Annotated in this window: 14 protein-coding genes; 11 read left to right on the plus strand and 3 right to left on the minus strand. The window is 60.6% G+C overall.

The genetic code is table 11. The annotated features are described in order from the left end of the window. The first annotated feature begins 84 nt into the window (after positions 1-84). The 5 genes from LIS66_RS25355 (at position 85) to LIS66_RS25375 (ending at position 4826) form a co-directional block, all read left to right on the plus strand. Entirely contained in the window at positions 85-1515 is a 1431-nt protein-coding gene (locus LIS66_RS25355) for a coniferyl aldehyde dehydrogenase (RefSeq protein WP_227973252.1), read from the plus strand. Positions 1516-1542: 27 nt separating this feature from the next. Then, positions 1543-2088 carry a hypothetical protein gene (locus LIS66_RS25360; protein ID WP_042606547.1) on the plus strand — a complete coding sequence of 182 codons (546 nt, stop codon included), beginning with the start codon at positions 1543-1545 and terminating at the stop codon, positions 2086-2088. A 133-nt stretch (positions 2089-2221) separates the two neighbouring features. Continuing rightward, positions 2222-3817: a GMC family oxidoreductase gene (locus tag LIS66_RS25365; RefSeq protein ID WP_064364737.1), complete on the plus strand. Its 1596-nt coding sequence runs from the start codon at positions 2222-2224 to the stop codon at positions 3815-3817. 115 nt (positions 3818-3932) lie between these two features. Continuing rightward, complete coding sequence (coaD, locus tag LIS66_RS25370; protein ID WP_042606545.1) at positions 3933-4412, plus strand: pantetheine-phosphate adenylyltransferase; 480 nt, start codon at positions 3933-3935, stop codon at positions 4410-4412. A 162-nt stretch (positions 4413-4574) separates the two neighbouring features. Beyond that, positions 4575-4826: a YfhL family 4Fe-4S dicluster ferredoxin gene (locus tag LIS66_RS25375; protein ID WP_003195146.1), complete on the plus strand. Its 252-nt coding sequence runs from the start codon at positions 4575-4577 to the stop codon at positions 4824-4826. 126 nt (positions 4827-4952) lie between these two features. Here LIS66_RS25375 and LIS66_RS25380 read toward each other — a convergent pair whose 3' ends face one another. Genes LIS66_RS25380 through LIS66_RS25390 form a run of 3 tightly spaced genes read right to left on the minus strand, consistent with a single transcriptional unit; the run spans position 4953 to position 6969 of the window. After that, positions 4953-5276 (minus strand): hypothetical protein, encoded by a 324-nt coding sequence (locus LIS66_RS25380; protein WP_042606544.1) that lies wholly within the window; start codon positions 5274-5276, stop codon positions 4953-4955. Positions 5277-5331: 55 nt separating this feature from the next. Then, positions 5332-6144, minus strand: coding sequence for a bifunctional DNA-formamidopyrimidine glycosylase/DNA-(apurinic or apyrimidinic site) lyase (gene mutM, locus LIS66_RS25385; protein WP_064364736.1), 813 nt, complete (start codon positions 6142-6144; stop codon positions 5332-5334). 12 nt (positions 6145-6156) lie between these two features. Further along, positions 6157-6969, minus strand: a complete 813-nt coding sequence (locus tag LIS66_RS25390; RefSeq protein ID WP_172667857.1) for an HDOD domain-containing protein — start codon at positions 6967-6969, stop codon at positions 6157-6159. A gap of 228 nt (positions 6970-7197) precedes the next feature. Here LIS66_RS25390 and LIS66_RS25395 point away from each other — a divergent pair, with 228 nt between their 5' ends. The 6 genes from LIS66_RS25395 to ilvD all read left to right on the plus strand — a co-directional run bounded on the left by LIS66_RS25395 (position 7198) and on the right by ilvD (position 14919). Beyond that, positions 7198-7737, plus strand: a complete 540-nt coding sequence (locus tag LIS66_RS25395; protein ID WP_064364734.1) for a type 1 glutamine amidotransferase domain-containing protein — start codon at positions 7198-7200, stop codon at positions 7735-7737. A gap of 163 nt (positions 7738-7900) precedes the next feature. Beyond that, complete coding sequence (locus LIS66_RS25400; protein ID WP_016772700.1) at positions 7901-9097, plus strand: class I SAM-dependent rRNA methyltransferase; 1197 nt, start codon at positions 7901-7903, stop codon at positions 9095-9097. A gap of 451 nt (positions 9098-9548) precedes the next feature. Continuing rightward, positions 9549-10622, plus strand: coding sequence for a SagB family peptide dehydrogenase (locus LIS66_RS25405; RefSeq protein ID WP_227973254.1), 1074 nt, complete (start codon positions 9549-9551; stop codon positions 10620-10622). Then, complete coding sequence (locus LIS66_RS25410; protein WP_227973255.1) at positions 10619-11596, plus strand: diiron oxygenase; 978 nt, start codon at positions 10619-10621, stop codon at positions 11594-11596. Before LIS66_RS25405 ends, LIS66_RS25410 begins: the two co-directional genes overlap by 4 nt. Continuing rightward, positions 11589-12821: an MFS transporter gene (locus LIS66_RS25415; protein WP_227973256.1), complete on the plus strand. Its 1233-nt coding sequence runs from the start codon at positions 11589-11591 to the stop codon at positions 12819-12821. Before LIS66_RS25410 ends, LIS66_RS25415 begins: the two co-directional genes overlap by 8 nt. Before the next feature lie 256 nt (positions 12822-13077). Continuing rightward, complete coding sequence (ilvD, locus tag LIS66_RS25420; protein ID WP_024014684.1) at positions 13078-14919, plus strand: dihydroxy-acid dehydratase; 1842 nt, start codon at positions 13078-13080, stop codon at positions 14917-14919. Positions 14920-14967 lie beyond the last annotated feature (48 nt).

Genomic DNA, 14967 nt, shown 5'->3' on the forward strand with positions numbered 1-14967 from the left:
AACACTGACGTGCGCGGAAGTCGTTTGACTTTCTAGAGCATCGACTCTAAAAAGTGCTCATTACAACAAAATCCGGAGCCTGTGATGACTGCCGACATTGCCTACCTGCAAACCCTGCAACAGCCTGCTGAAACCCTCGACCGGCAGTTCCAGGCGCAACGGGCGGCGTATGCCGCCAACCCGATGCCGCCGGCCGCGCAACGTCAGCAGTGGCTCAAGGCTTTGCGCGATCTGCTCAACGCCGAGCGCCAGGCATTGATCGAGGCGATCAGCGCCGATTTCAGTCACCGCAGCGCCGACGAAACCCTGCTCGCCGAACTGATGCCGAGCCTGCACGGCATTCACTACGCCAGCCGTCATTTGAAGAAATGGATGAAGCCCTCGCGGCGCAAGGTCGGCATGGCGTTCCAGCCGGCTTCGGCGAAAGTGGTCTATCAGCCGCTGGGCGTGGTCGGTGTGATCGTGCCGTGGAACTACCCGCTGTATCTGGCCGTAGGGCCGATGGTCGGCGCGCTGGCGGCGGGCAATCGGGTGATGCTCAAGCTCAGCGAGTCGACCCCGGCGACCGGGCTGCTGCTCAAGCAATTGCTCGCGCGGATCTTCCCTGAAGACCTGGTCTGCGTGGTGCTGGGCGAAGCGGATGTCGGCATGGCGTTCTCGCGTCTGCCTTTCGATCATCTGCTGTTCACCGGTTCCACCAGCGTCGGCAAACACGTCATGCGTGCGGCGGCGGAGAACCTGACGCCAGTGACGCTGGAACTGGGCGGCAAGTCGCCGGCCATCGTCTCCAGAGACGTGCCATTGAAGGACGCCGCCGAACGCATCGCCTTCGGTAAAACCCTCAACGCCGGGCAGACCTGTGTCGCCCCCGACTATGTGCTGGTGCCGGAAGACCGCGTCGGCGCTTTTGTCGAGGCCTATCGTCAGGCCGTAAAAGGCTTTTACCCGACCCTGGCGGACAACGCCGACTACACGGCAATCATCAACGAACGCCAGTTGGCGAGGCTCAATGCTTACATCAGCGACGCGACCAGCAAGGGCGCGCTGCTGATCCCGTTGTTCGAACAAGGCCAGGGCCGGCGCATGTCGCACAGCGTCCTGCTGAATGTCAGCGACGAGATGAGCGTGATGCAGGACGAAATCTTCGGCCCGCTGCTGCCGATCGTGCCTTATCGCGATCTGGAGCAGGCATTCGCTTACATCAATCAGCGCCCTCGTCCTCTGGCTCTTTACTACTTTGGCTACGACAAGCGCGAACAGCATCGCGTGCTGCACGAGACCCATTCCGGCGGTGTGTGCCTGAACGACACCCTGCTGCACGTCGCCCAGGACGATATGCCCTTCGGTGGCATCGGTCCGTCAGGCATGGGCCATTACCACGGCCATGAAGGTTTCCTGACCTTCAGCAAGGCCAAAGGCGTGTTGATCAAACAGCGGTTCAACGCGGCCCGGCTGATCTACCCGCCATATGGCACATCGATTCAGAAACTGATTCAGAAACTGTTCATCCGCTAAACGCTGTCGACCCGGGTAATAACAACAATGCACCCAAGCCTGACTGAAACACCCGCCCTGTCGCGCCGTGGCCTGCTGAAATTCAGCCTCGGCGCCACGGCGTTTCTCGCCACCGCCGGCCTTGGCGCCAGCCTGACTGGCTGCTCGTCGAGCGTCAGCGCCAACGGCTTTGTCAGTTTGCGCGACGGCGATCTGCTGTTTCTGCGCGCGCTGATCCCGGTGATGCTCGACGGTGCTGTGGCGGCGGAGAAAATGCCCGCAGCGGTCGACGGCACACTGAAGTCGCTGGACTACAGCCTCGATCACCTGTCGCCGGAAATGCTCAAGCTCACTCGACAACTGTTCGATGTGCTCGGCATGGCCGTGACCCGTGGGCCGCTGACCGGAATCTGGGGCAGCTGGGAAAACGCCAGTCCCGACGCGATGCGGCAGTTCCTTGAACGCTGGGAGAACAGTTCCCTGAGCCTGCTGCGCATGGGCCACAGCTCGTTGCAGCAGATGGTAATGATGGCCTGGTACACCCGCGCCGAATCTTGGGCGCATTGCGGTTATCCCGGGCCGCCTAAAGTTTGAGATCGGCGTCGCGCTCTTCGCGAGCAGGCTCGCTCCCACAGGAAAATGCATTTCAAATGTGGGAGCGAGCCTGCTCGCGAAGAGGTCGGCCGCCACACCGCCGCATCCAAAAATAATAAAGAGAACCTGATCGATGCCCGTACCCGACCCCTTCCGCGAAGGCCTTGCCCGAGGCTGGAAAACCTACAACGGCGCGCAACTGAGCGACGACCTCACCCTCCAAGCCGATGTGGCGATCATCGGCAGCGGCGCCGGCGGCGGCACCACAGCGGAAATCCTCAGCGCAGCCGGCTACAAAGTCCTGCTGATCGAAGAAGGCCCGCTGAAAACCAGTTCGGACTTCAAACTGCTTGAGGACGAGGCCTACAGCAGCCTGTATCAGGAAGGCATCGGGCGGATGAGCAAGGACGGCGCAATCACTATCCTGCAGGGCCGCGCAGTCGGCGGCACGACGCTGATCAACTGGACCTCAAGCTTTCGCACACCCGAACCGACCCTCGAACACTGGGCCAGGGAACACAACGTCAAAGGCCATAGCCCGGCAGAGATGGCGCCGTGGTTCGAAAAAATGGAGCAGCGCCTCGGCGTCGCCCCATGGATGGTGCCGCCTAACGCCAACAACGACGTGATCCGCAAAGGCTGCGAGCAACTCGGCTACAGCTGGCACGTGATCCCGCGCAACGTGCGTGGCTGCTGGAATCTCGGCTATTGCGGCATGGGCTGCCCGAGCAACGCCAAGCAATCGATGATGGTCACGACCATCCCGGCGACGCTGGAAAAGGGCGGCGAGCTGCTGTATCTGGCGCGGGTGGAGAAGCTGCTGATCAGCGGCGACAAGGTTACCGGGCTGCATTGCGTGGCAATGGACGAACGCTGCGTCGAGCCGACCGGGCGCAGCATTACGGTCAAGGCGCGGCATTACGTGCTGGCCGGCGGCGGCATCAACAGCCCGGCGTTGCTGCTGCGCTCGGACGCGCCAGATCCGCATGCGTGCCTGGGCAAGCGTACCTTCCTGCATCCGGTGAACATGTCCGCCGCGCGTTTCGCCGAGGTGGTCAATCCGTTTTACGGCGCGCCGCAGTCCATCTATTCCGACCATTTCCAGTGGAAGGACGGCACCACCGGCCCGATGGCTTTCAAGCTCGAAGTACCACCGCTGCACCCGGCGCTGGCGGCGACGCTGCTCGGCGGTTTCGGCCGCGAGAACGCGCAACACATGGCCGACCTGCCGCACACCCACGCCATGCTGGCGCTGCTGCGCGACGGCTTTCACCCGGACAGCAGCGGTGGCTCGGTGGAACTGCGCGGCGACGGCTCGCCAGTGCTCGACTATCAGGTCTCGCAGTACGCCTGGGACGGTTTGCGCCGGGCCTTTCACGTCATGGCAGAGATTCAGTTCGCCGGCGGCGCGCAAGCGGTGATGCCGATGCATGCCGACGGTCGCTATGTGAAGACACTGTCTGAGGCGCGCTCGCTGATCGATGGGTTGAGCCTGGAGTTGTACCGCACGCGACTGGGCAGTGCCCATGTGATGGGCGGTTGCGCCATGGGTGAAGATCCGAACAGTGCGGTCGCCGACAGCCTCGGTCGCCATCACCAGCTCAGTAATCTGTCGATCCACGACGGCTCGCTGTTCCCCACCAGCATCGGTGCCAACCCGCAGCTGTCGGTGTACGGCCTGACCGCGCAACTGGCAACGGCCCTGGCGGATCGACTGAAAAATCCATGAAAAAGCAGCCTGTTCCTATCGCCTATAGTGCTTTCTTACCGAACAGGCGACTTGGCCGACCGGGAAGGCTGCGATACCATCCGACTCCTCAACTGACTCCCGCCAGGACGACGCGATGAACCGAGTGTTGTACCCAGGTACCTTCGACCCTATTACCAAGGGCCATGGCGATCTGGTCGAACGCGCCTCGCGCCTGTTCGATCACGTGATCATTGCGGTCGCCGCCAGCCCGAAAAAGAACCCGCTGTTCCCGCTGGAACAACGGGTCGAACTGGCTCGCGAGGTCACCAGACACCTGCCCAACGTGGAAGTGGTCGGTTTCTCGACGCTGCTTGCGCATTTCGCCAAAGAGCAGAACGCCAATGTGTTCCTGCGTGGTCTGCGCGCGGTGTCGGACTTCGAATACGAATTCCAGCTGGCCAACATGAACCGTCAACTGGCGCCGGATGTGGAGAGCCTGTTTCTCACACCGTCCGAGCGTTATTCGTTCATTTCCTCGACGCTGGTGCGGGAGATTGCCGCGCTGGGCGGCGATATCAGCAAGTTCGTTCACCCGGCCGTGGCCGACGCACTGACCCTGCGCTTCAAAAAGTAGGAGCTGTCGAAGGCTGGAATCTTTGTTTGTAGGAGCTGCCGAAGGCTGCGATCTCTGTTTTGCAGCCCTTGATCGCCCCCGCGTGCACTGCGCTCGCCAATGCGGCACAATTGCGCGCATTGATTTATAGCGCCCGGGCCTGCTGCCCCGGCTGGAGTTAGCATGTCCCTGATCATCACCGACGATTGCATCAACTGCGACGTCTGCGAACCCGAGTGCCCGAACGCCGCCATTTCCCAAGGCGAAGAGATCTACGTGATCGACCCGAACCTGTGCACCCAGTGCGTCGGCCACTATGACGAACCGCAGTGCCAGCAGGTCTGCCCGGTGGATTGCATTCCACTGGACGAAGCCCATCCGGAGACTGAAGAGCAGTTGATGGAGAAATACCGCAAGATCACCGGCAAGGCCTGATCTCTTCAGTGCCCGTCTGGCCCTCTTCGCGAGCAGGCTCGCTCCCGGATTTTGCAATGCATTCCCCTGTGGGAGCGAGCCTGCTCGCGAATGGGCCATCAGCCACACCGCTGAAATCCGATCAGCTCACTCGCGCTGTTCGAACCCCTCCCCCGTACACCCCAGACACCGCACAAACGCTGCTTTCGCCGGGTCGACCACCAGCGCCTGTCCGGCATCGCCAACACCGCCACCCAGCGCGGTAAACGGCAACGACACCACAAACGCTCCCGCACCGATCACCGTCGCCACCACCAGCAAGGGTCGAGCAATCAGCAGGTCGCCGAGCATGGCGTATGCCGGGGGATTCTGGATGGTGTAACGGGGGTCACCGCTGCCGCTTTCCGAGGCCTGAACGAGCAGGCTGGAACACAGCAGCAGCGTGACGAAGAAGACTTGCAGGACTTTCATGGCACGATCCTTCGGGCTGAACAGTGAGACTTCTCACTATAGACCCAAGGATTTTTCAGGTCTGGCAGCGCGGGCAAAACACGCTGGCGCGCTGGCCAAGCTTCACTTCGCGCAGGCCGGTGCCGCAGACCTTGCAGTGCTGACCGCCGCGGCCGTAGACAAACAGCTCCTGCTGGAAATAGCCCGGCTGACCGTCACCGCCAATAAAGTCGCGCAACGTTGTGCCGCCCCGCTCGATTGCAGCGGCAAGGATGCGTTTGATCTCGATCGCCAGTTTCAGATAACGTCCGCGGGAAATGCCCCCGGCTTCGCGGCGCGGATCGATTCCGGCGGCGAACAGCGCTTCGGTCGCGTAAATATTGCCGACTCCGACTACCACCGCGTTGTCCATGATGAACGGCTTGACCGCCATCGCGCGGCCGCGTGACAGCTGGAACAAGCGCTCGCCATCGAACAGATCGGTCAGCGGCTCCGGACCGAGGCGAATCAGCAGCTCGTGATTGAGCGGGTCGGTGCTCCACAGCATCGCGCCGAACCGTCGCGGATCGGTGTAACGCAGGGCCAGTCCCGATTCCAGTTCGATGTCGACGTGTTCGTGCTTCAACGCCGGCAACCCCGCCTCGACCAGGCGCAGATTGCCCGACATGCCCAAGTGACTGATCAGCGTGCCGATCTCGGCGTTGATCAACAGGTACTTGGCCCGCCGCTCGACCAGCACGATGCGCTGCCCGGACAGGCGCACATCGAGGTCTTCCGGGATCGGCCAGCGCAGGCGCCGATCGCGGACGATGACCCGGCTGACCCGTTGGCCCTCAAGGTGCGGGGCAATTCCGCGACGGGTTGTTTCGACTTCCGGCAGTTCAGGCATGGTGTCCTCGGATCAATGCGCGCCGAGGTCGCGAATCGTTTGTTTGAGCGTTTCGAAGTCGTAGTCCGACAGACCGACGTAATCCAGCACCAGCGGGCCAACGGCATTCCACTCGAAATCTTCGCTCTGGTTGCCGAGCACCCGATACGAGGCGCAGATGTGCTCGGCCATTTTCAGGATCGCCAGGAGATTTTTCAGTTGGCTGTTCTTCGACGATTCATCGTTGAAAATCGCCAGCGCGTTGTGGTGGTTGGCGATGGCGGCGCTGACATGTTCCGGCAGGCGCCAGGACTTGGCGGTGTAGTAACCGACCACGGCGTGGTTGGTGTTGAACACGCGGTTTTCCGTATCCACCACACGGCAGTCCGGGCTGGCGCTGGCGTAAGCCTCTTCCAGCACGGTCATGTAATTGGGGAAGCGCTGCAGCATCAACGGCACGCCGCAATCGTGGAACAGGCCCAACGCATAGGCTTCATCACCGGCCTGGGTGCCGATGCGCTTGGCCAGGGTCAGGCAGGTCATCGCCACATCCTGCGCGGTGTCCCAGAAACGGTTAAGGGTGACGATGGTGTCGTCGTTCATCTCGCCCTTGATCGACTGCGCGTTGATCAGGTTGATGATCGAACGGCTGCCCAACAGGTTCACCGCCCGCTGGATCGAGGTGATCTTGTTGCTCAGGCCGTAATACGGCGAGTTGACGATTTTCAGCAGCGCGCCGGACAGGCCGGGATCCTGGGAGATCAGTTTGGCGATCACCTCCAGGTCCGGGTCGGGCATGTACTGCTCCATTTGCAGATCCACCATGATCTGCGGTTGCGCCGGCACACTGATGCCTTGCAGCGATTGTTGAATCTGTTCGGTGGTCAGCTCTTGGGACATAAGTACACACTCCGGGGCAGGCGGCGATTCTAACCGCTGAAACGGCAGGGCGACACACCGATGGGCACATAGCCGGAACTTTCATCCGCGCTCAGGCTTCGGACTCTGTAGGGCGCATCGGACCTCGACGGTTCGCTGCGAAGGCAAAATCTCCACAGACTCAGGAGCTTACCGATGGCAACTTCCCTCAATGGCAAACGCGTCGCTATTTTGGTTACCGATGGTTTTGAACAAGTCGAGTTGACCGGTCCCAAGGATGCCCTGGAACAGGCCGGCGTGCAGGTCGATATCCTTTCCGCCGAGGCCGGCACGGTCAAAGGCTGGAACCATGACAAACCGGCGGACGACTTCCCCGTCGCCAACACCTTCCAGGCGGTGAGCATCGATCAATACGATGCCGTGCTGCTGCCGGGCGGTGTGCAGAATTCCGACACCATTCGAATCGACCAGGATGCTCAGCATCTGGTCAAGACCGCCGCATCGGCGGGCAAGCCGATTGCCGTGATCTGTCATGGCAGCTGGCTGCTGATCTCGGCGGGGCTGGTCAATGGCAAGACCATGACCAGCTACAAGACCGTCAAGGACGATCTGGTCAATGCCGGCGTCAACTGGGTCGATCAGGAAGTGGTCAAGGACGGCAACCTGATCAGCAGTCGCCAGCCGGATGATGTGCCGGCGTTCAGCCAGGCCCTGATTGACGCACTGGCTGCGTAATCTTCGCGGTCCCGTTCGCGAGCAGGCTCGCTCCCACACTTGAAATGCATTCCCCTGTGGGAGCGAGCCTGCTCGCGAAGGCATCATCAGCGTTTCATCGCATCCTCAGCCCGGCGCAAACCGCAACACGCTATACTCCCGCTCTTTTTTCCGGAGCGACGTCATGTCCCTGCCTAGCCTGCGCCTCAAAGCCAACGCCGACCGTCGCCTGCGCAACGGCCACTTGTGGGTCTACAGCAACGAAATCGACGTGGCCGCCACGCCTCTGCACGGCTTCAAGGCCGGCGATCAGGCGGTGCTCGAAGCCGCCGGTGGCAAGCCGCTGGGCATCGTAGCGATGAGCCCGAACAACCTGATCTGCGCGCGCCTGCTCTCGCGCGACATCAAACTGGCACTGGACAAGTCGCTGCTGGTGCATCGCCTGAACGTCGCGCTGTCGTTGCGCGAGCGTCTGTTCGACAAGCCGTTCTACCGTCTGGTCTACGGCGATTCCGACCTGCTGCCGGGTCTGGTGGTCGATCGTTTCGGCGACATCCTCGTGGTGCAAATCGCCTCGGCGACCATGGAAGCGCACAAGGACGACGTGATCGCAGCGCTGACCCAAGTGCTCAAGCCAAGTGGCATTCTGTTCAAGAATGACTCCGCCGCCCGCGACGCCGAAGGTCTCAACCGCTACGTCGAGACCGTATTCGGTCTGGTACCGGAGTGGGTAGCGCTGGAAGAAAACGGCGTGAAGTTCGAGGCACCGGTCATTCAAGGTCAGAAAACCGGCTGGTTCTACGATCACCGTATGAACCGCGCGCGTCTGGCGCCCTACGCCAAAGGCAAACGCGTGCTGGACCTGTACAGCTACATCGGTGGCTGGGGCGTGCAGGCCGCGGCGTTCGGCGCCAGCGAAGTGTTCTGCGTCGACGCCTCCGCATTCGCCCTCGACGGTGTAGAGCGCAACGCTGCGCTGAACGGTTTCGCTGACAAGATGACCTGCATCGAAGGCGATGTCTTTGAAGCGCTGAAGGAACTGAAAGCCAGCGAAGAGCGTTTCGACGTGATCGTTGCCGATCCGCCAGCGTTCATCAAACGCAAGAAAGACATGAAGAATGGCGAAGGCGCCTACCGTCGTCTGAACGAGCAAGCCATGCGCCTGTTGACCAAGGACGGCATTCTGGTCAGTGCTTCGTGCTCCATGCACCTGCCGGAAGATGATCTGCAGAACATCCTGCTGACCAGCGCCCGTCACCTGGACCGCAATATCCAGATGCTCGAGCGTGGCGGCCAGGGCCCGGATCATCCGGTGCATCCGGCCATCGCCGAAACCCGCTACATCAAGAGCATCACCTGCCGTCTGCTGCCCAATAGCTGAATGCGGTTGAACACGGGGAGCCACTGAGCTCCCCGTTTTTTTTGCGTCACCTTCCCGCCTTTCTTCACACTCGCCATGAGTGTCTTATCGTGTTCCTACAATTATCTTCCAACTTTCTTGCAGGACGTTTCGCCACGCCTGTTAGTTATGGAAAATTAACCTACACGATAGATATCCAACACTAGATCACTCCGACAGAATTACTGGAATATTCCTACTTAATAACCCCTTGCCAATATTCGATTACAAACTATTATGAAGTTGTCGCCATGAGGCGACTTCAACTACTTATGAACAAGGAGTTCACATCATGAAAACCATTTATCTGGAAACAAACAAACTCGCCAACCTGGCCTTCCTGGTTGCAGCCAAAACCCGCTAAGCAAGTCTGGACGCCGGAGAGTGCCGGCACTCCGGCGTCCTTCAGACTTCCCTTGAGTGAATTGAATAAATGTATATCAGTCCTTTTCTATTTATATTGCCGCGCCCACCCGGACAGGTTGTATGGAACTATAAGACACATACTCAACACGAGCTTGATCTTGACTACTCCACTCGCCTCGCCCAACTTATAAACAATCCGAATCTGTATGACCCGCAAAACATAATAGACATACAACTTCTGCACGCGGGCATTCTAACCATTGCAAAAATAGACAGTCCGAATTGGGGCTGGGATGAGCTGTCGAAGATCTTTCACATCGGCACACAAAACATCCCTTGCGAACATGTGCCGCAAAACATTCATGAGTGGTCAAGACAATACCTGGCGCACTGCCGCGAAGTATTGGCAACCCCGGAACCCGCCAATCCCAGAACCCGGCAATCAGCAGCAGCGCTTATCGCCCTGCCTGCACCGTGTGATGTGAATGCAGACAGCCTGACTCAGGCATTGCTGCAGCGGAAGACCTGCCGATCCTATACCGGTGCTGCGGTGACCCTGGACGAGGTCGGCACGCTTCTGTATTTCACCCTCGGCTATCTCCCCGCGCGGGAAAACGCGCACGACGACCCCGTCGCGCCAGGCCTCGGCGAACGTCGGAGCAGTCCGTCAGGCGGCGGCCTGAACGCCTGTGAGGGCTTTCTTCTCGCTCAGAATGTCTCCGGGCTCGAACCCGGCATCTATGCCTATCACCCTGCGGAGCACGCCTTGAGCCCGGTAAATCCGCTGCCCGACCCAGAGCTGGGGCAATTGCTCGGCGGCCAGCATTTCATCAATAACCTGCCGCTGGGCCTGTTCATCACCGCGCGCTTCGATCGACTCTGGTGGAAGTACGAACATTCGCGCGCCTACCGCATGGCGTTCATTGATGCGGGTCATCTCTCGCAAACCTTTCAACTGGTGGCGACAACACTGGGGCTGAGTACCTGGCTGACGGGCGCGTTTGCCGACGCCCGGGTCGAAACCCTGCTCGGTCTCGAAGGCAGCGCCGAGCAGCCTTTGTTCTTCGTCGGGTGCGGAGAAAGCGATGGTCAGGCCATGTGCCAGGAAATGCGCGATCTGCTGTGCGGGGTACCGTCATGATTTCAACAGCGCTGGATGAGGGCGAAGCCCCGGTGTCATGGTCGCTTAAATTTACCCTTCCCGATTGGGAAAGCCGCGCGTCGGTTCGCAGCAGCACTCATGACTACCGGCTGCCGGCGAATGTCGAGCAGCAATTGCAAACGCGCTACTGGTTTCCCCCGGCCTTCCTGCCCTATCTGGCGCATCCCGCCATCCAGGCCAAGGGTCGCGAAACGCTGCATCGCCTGACCGCCAATCACCTTGTGTATTTCCTCGATTACACCACGCTGCTTGAACATCGCATCGTCAACCGTGCGGTGGAAGTCATCGTGCACCGGGAGCTGCCCATCTACATACCACTGCCGATGAAGCACGCGGCGCTGCAGCTATATACCGACGAGGGCTATCACGCACTGTTCTCAAACCAGATTGCCGAACAGATCGCCGCGCTCTACAACATCACCCGACGCCCTGTCATCCCCAGGCGCATCACCCGCATGAACGCCCTGATCGCGCGCGCACCGGAGAGGAACCGCGCATTGGCCTGGTTTCTTCTTGGATTCGTCTCGGAAACCATCATTGCCCGGGAGCTGCTGGAGGTGTGTCGCGACACGCTGGTTTCCAGCGTGAACGACATGCTGCGCGATCACCTCGCCGACGAGGCCCGGCACAGTCGTTATTTTGCTGAAGCCTTCCATTACTTCTGGATCGCCATGAACAGTCGGCAGCGCCTGTTCGTCAGCAAGACGCTGGTGGAGATCATTTCGATTTTCTTCGAAGCCGACGAAAGCTGGCTGCAACAAAGCCTGCGTTCAGTCGGTATCGCTGACAGCGACGTGATGGAAATCGTCGGCGGCATGGCGACGGTGCCGGCCAACCGCGCCCGTGCCCGCGCCGGCTGCAAACCGACACTGGAGGCACTGCACAAGGCCGGTTTCTTTGCACTGCCCCACAACCAGACACTGTTCGCCAAGGCAGGATTGATCGATGGATAAACACAGCCGGGTAGTTACCCGCCGCCAACAGCGCCGCGCCGTCAGCCTGTTGCTGGCAATGATCCTGCTCGGCGTGTTCCCGCTGGATGTGCTCTTGCCGTCCTTCCCGGCGCTGGCGGCACACTTTGATCGATCCCCGAGCGACATTGCACTCTCGATCAGTCTGTTCGCCGTGGGCATTGCGTTTGCCCAGCTGCTGATCGGTCCGCTGTCCGACGTGATCGGCCGCAAGGGTCTGCTGCTCGCCGGCATGACTGTGTCGCTGCTCGGCGCCCTTGGCTGTGTGCTGAGCAATGACTACACGCTGTTTCTGATTTTTCGGGTGATGCAGGCACTGGGATGCGGGTGCTTCGTGCTGTCCCAGGCTCTGGTGCAGGATCTGTTTGCAGGGAACGAGCGTGACCGCCTGCGAATCCTGATGGTCACCGCGACGGGGATCTTCATTTCGGTATCGCCGCTGGCGGGCACGTTTCTGCAAGCCACGTTCGGCTGGCGCGGCAGCTTCTGGTTGTTCATCGCCTTGGCCGCCGTGGTTCTGCTCAAGACCTGGCGACTGCTCGATAACAGCCGTCCTCCTCATGATGCCAACCGCCTGGGCTTCATCCAGTCCTACCAATGCGTCCTGGGCAATTTCGAATTTGTCAGCTGTTGGCTGATTTCCGCGTTCGCTTTCGCTTGCCACTTTTCCTTCATCGTCACTTCGCCGCTGATCTTCATGGAGCAGCTGCAAATGGCCCCCTACGATTTCGCCTTGATCCTGCTGATTTACGGCGCCTCCTATGTCTTCGGCGGCTTGCTCGCCAGCGTGTTGAACCGGCTTATCAATGCGCAACAGCAGATTTTCACCGGACAGAGTCTGATCCTGATTTCGGGTCTGGTGATGCTCTACCTGGCCGCCAACCATGAGCTGTCAGCTGCGACGGTGCTTGTTCCGATGCTGATCTGCACGGCGGGCACCACCATTTCCCGGCCACCGGCCACCTCCCGGGCCATGAGCCTGTTCACCGAAAACGCCGGCGCGTCGGCGTCTGCCGGCAGCACCATCATCTTTATCTGTGGCGGGCTGGTCAGCGCCCTGATCAGCCTTGGCCCGACCAACCTGCAAGCGACGCTGGGCTACGGATTTGTGGCGCTGAGCGGCATATCCCTGCTGCTCAACAGCGTGATTGGCCGTCGCACCCGCAACCTGCGCAGTGATCCGGTAATGCCGGGGGGCGACCATTGACCGTGCCAGTCGTCACTGAGCGAGCGCCTTGGGCACGGGAACAACGCTTTGCGGCATTCCCTCACGACGCCAGCGGTGTAGAATCGCCTCATTCATCGCCATTCATCCCCGGCGGGTTTATGAGCTCAGGCTGAGACCAGCGGCGATCCCGCAACGTCATCGGCAGCTTCCGGACACACGGCCATTTTTCGGGTGTTTCAGAGGTCAACAGAAGCTCACTCCCCTTTAGTACGTGATTAGCCGCCCGGAGTGCTCCATGCCAGATTACCGCTCGAAAACATCCACCCACGGCCGCAACATGGCCGGCGCCCGCGCACTGTGGCGCGCCACCGGGATGAAGGATGACGACTTCAAAAAGCCGATCATCGCCATCGCCAACTCGTTCACCCAGTTCGTCCCGGGCCACGTGCACCTGAAGGACCTGGGTCAACTGGTCGCCCGCGAGATCGAACGCGCCGGTGGCGTGGCCAAGGAATTCAACACCATCGCCGTCGATGACGGCATCGCCATGGGCCACGATGGCATGCTGTATTCGTTGCCGAGCCGCGAGATCATCGCCGACTCCGTCGAGTACATGGTCAACGCCCACTGCGCTGACGCCATCGTGTGCATTTCCAACTGCGACAAGATCACCCCGGGCATGCTGATGGCTGCACTGCGCCTGAACATCCCGGTGATCTTCGTTTCCGGCGGTCCGATGGAAGCCGGCAAGACCAAACTCGCCTCCCACGGTCTCGACCTCGTCGACGCCATGGTGATCGCCGCCGACTCCAGCGCTTCTGACGAGAAAGTCGCCGAGTACGAGCGCAGCGCCTGCCCGACCTGCGGTTCGTGCTCCGGCATGTTCACCGCCAACTCGATGAACTGCCTGACCGAAGCACTGGGCCTGGCCTTGCCGGGCAACGGTTCCACCCTGGCCACCCACAGCGACCGCGAACAACTGTTCCTGCAGGCCGGGCGCACCATCGTCGAGCTGTGCAAGCGTTACTACGGCGAGAACGACGACTCTGTGCTGCCGCGCAACATCGCCAACTTCAAGGCGTTCGAGAACGCAATGATGCTCGACATCGCCATGGGCGGTTCGACCAACACCATCCTGCACTTGCTCGCTGCTGCCCAGGAGGCCGAGATCGATTTTGACCTGCGCGACATCGACCGTCTCTCGCGCAGCGTGCCGCAGCTGTGCAAAGTCGCGCCGAACATCCAGAAATACCACATGGAAGACGTGCACCGTGCCGGCGGCATTTTCAGCATCCTCGGTTCGCTGGCCCGTGGCGGGCTGCTGCACACCGACCTGCCGACCGTGCACAGTCGCAGCATGGAAGAAGCCATTGCCAAGTGGGACATCACCCAGACCAGCGACGAAGCGGTGCACCACTTCTTCAAGGCAGGTCCTGCGGGCATTCCGACCCAGACCGCATTCAGCCAGTCGACCCGCTGGGAAACCCTGGATGACGACCGTGAAAACGGCTGCATCCGCAGCTTCGAGCACGCTTATTCGAAAGAAGGCGGCCTCGCCGTGCTCTACGGCAACATCGCGCAGGATGGTTGCGTGGTGAAAACCGCCGGTGTCGATGAGTCGATCCACGTTTTCGAAGGCAACGCGAAGATCTTCGAAAGCCAGGACAGCGCCGTGCGCGGCATTCTTGCCGACGAAGTGAAGGAAGGCGACATCGTCATCATTCGCTACGAAGGCCCGAAAGGCGGCCCGGGCATGCAGGAAATGCTCTACCCGACTTCGTACCTGAAATCCAAAGGCCTGGGCAAAGCCTGTGCGCTGCTCACCGACGGCCGTTTCTCCGGCGGTACGTCCGGCCTGTCCATTGGTCACGCTTCGCCAGAAGCTGCGGCCGGTGGCGCGATCGGTCTGGTGCAGGATGGCGACAAAGTGCTGATCGACATTCCGAACCGCTCGATCAACCTGTTGGTCAGCGACGAAGAACTGGCGGCACGCCGCGCCGAGCAGGACAAGAAAGGCTGGAAACCGGTAGAGGTGCGTCCACGCAAAGTGACCACCGCCCTCAAGGCCTACGCCCTGTTGGCGACCAGTGCCGACAAGGGTGCTGTGCGTAACAAAGCGATGCTGGATGGGCTGTAAGCCTTAACCGTCGTACAAAAAAATGCCCCGCCAAGTGCGGGGCTGATC

The organism is Pseudomonas sp. HN2, from assembly GCF_020736465.1.
Classification (GTDB): domain Bacteria; phylum Pseudomonadota; class Gammaproteobacteria; order Pseudomonadales; family Pseudomonadaceae; genus Aquipseudomonas; species Aquipseudomonas moraviensis_A.

Bases quoted from the DNA above. Each gene is read 5' to 3' on its own strand.
- LIS66_RS25355 (WP_227973252.1), top strand. From the start codon at position 85: ATGACTGCCGACATTGCCTACCTGCAAACCCTGCAACAGCCTGCTGAA.
- LIS66_RS25360 (WP_042606547.1), top strand. From the start codon at position 1,543: ATGCACCCAAGCCTGACTGAAACACCCGCCCTGTCGCGCCGTGGCCTG.
- LIS66_RS25365 (WP_064364737.1), top strand. From the start codon at position 2,222: ATGCCCGTACCCGACCCCTTCCGCGAAGGCCTTGCCCGAGGCTGGAAA.
- coaD (WP_042606545.1), top strand. From the start codon at position 3,933: ATGAACCGAGTGTTGTACCCAGGTACCTTCGACCCTATTACCAAGGGC.
- LIS66_RS25375 (WP_003195146.1), top strand. From the start codon at position 4,575: ATGTCCCTGATCATCACCGACGATTGCATCAACTGCGACGTCTGCGAA.
- LIS66_RS25380 (WP_042606544.1), bottom strand. From the start codon at position 5,276: ATGAAAGTCCTGCAAGTCTTCTTCGTCACGCTGCTGCTGTGTTCCAGC.
- mutM (WP_064364736.1), bottom strand. From the start codon at position 6,144: ATGCCTGAACTGCCGGAAGTCGAAACAACCCGTCGCGGAATTGCCCCG.
- LIS66_RS25395 (WP_064364734.1), top strand. From the start codon at position 7,198: ATGGCAACTTCCCTCAATGGCAAACGCGTCGCTATTTTGGTTACCGAT.
- LIS66_RS25400 (WP_016772700.1), top strand. From the start codon at position 7,901: ATGTCCCTGCCTAGCCTGCGCCTCAAAGCCAACGCCGACCGTCGCCTG.
- LIS66_RS25405 (WP_227973254.1), top strand. From the start codon at position 9,549: ATGTATATCAGTCCTTTTCTATTTATATTGCCGCGCCCACCCGGACAG.
- LIS66_RS25410 (WP_227973255.1), top strand. From the start codon at position 10,619: ATGATTTCAACAGCGCTGGATGAGGGCGAAGCCCCGGTGTCATGGTCG.
- LIS66_RS25415 (WP_227973256.1), top strand. From the start codon at position 11,589: ATGGATAAACACAGCCGGGTAGTTACCCGCCGCCAACAGCGCCGCGCC.
- ilvD (WP_024014684.1), top strand. From the start codon at position 13,078: ATGCCAGATTACCGCTCGAAAACATCCACCCACGGCCGCAACATGGCC.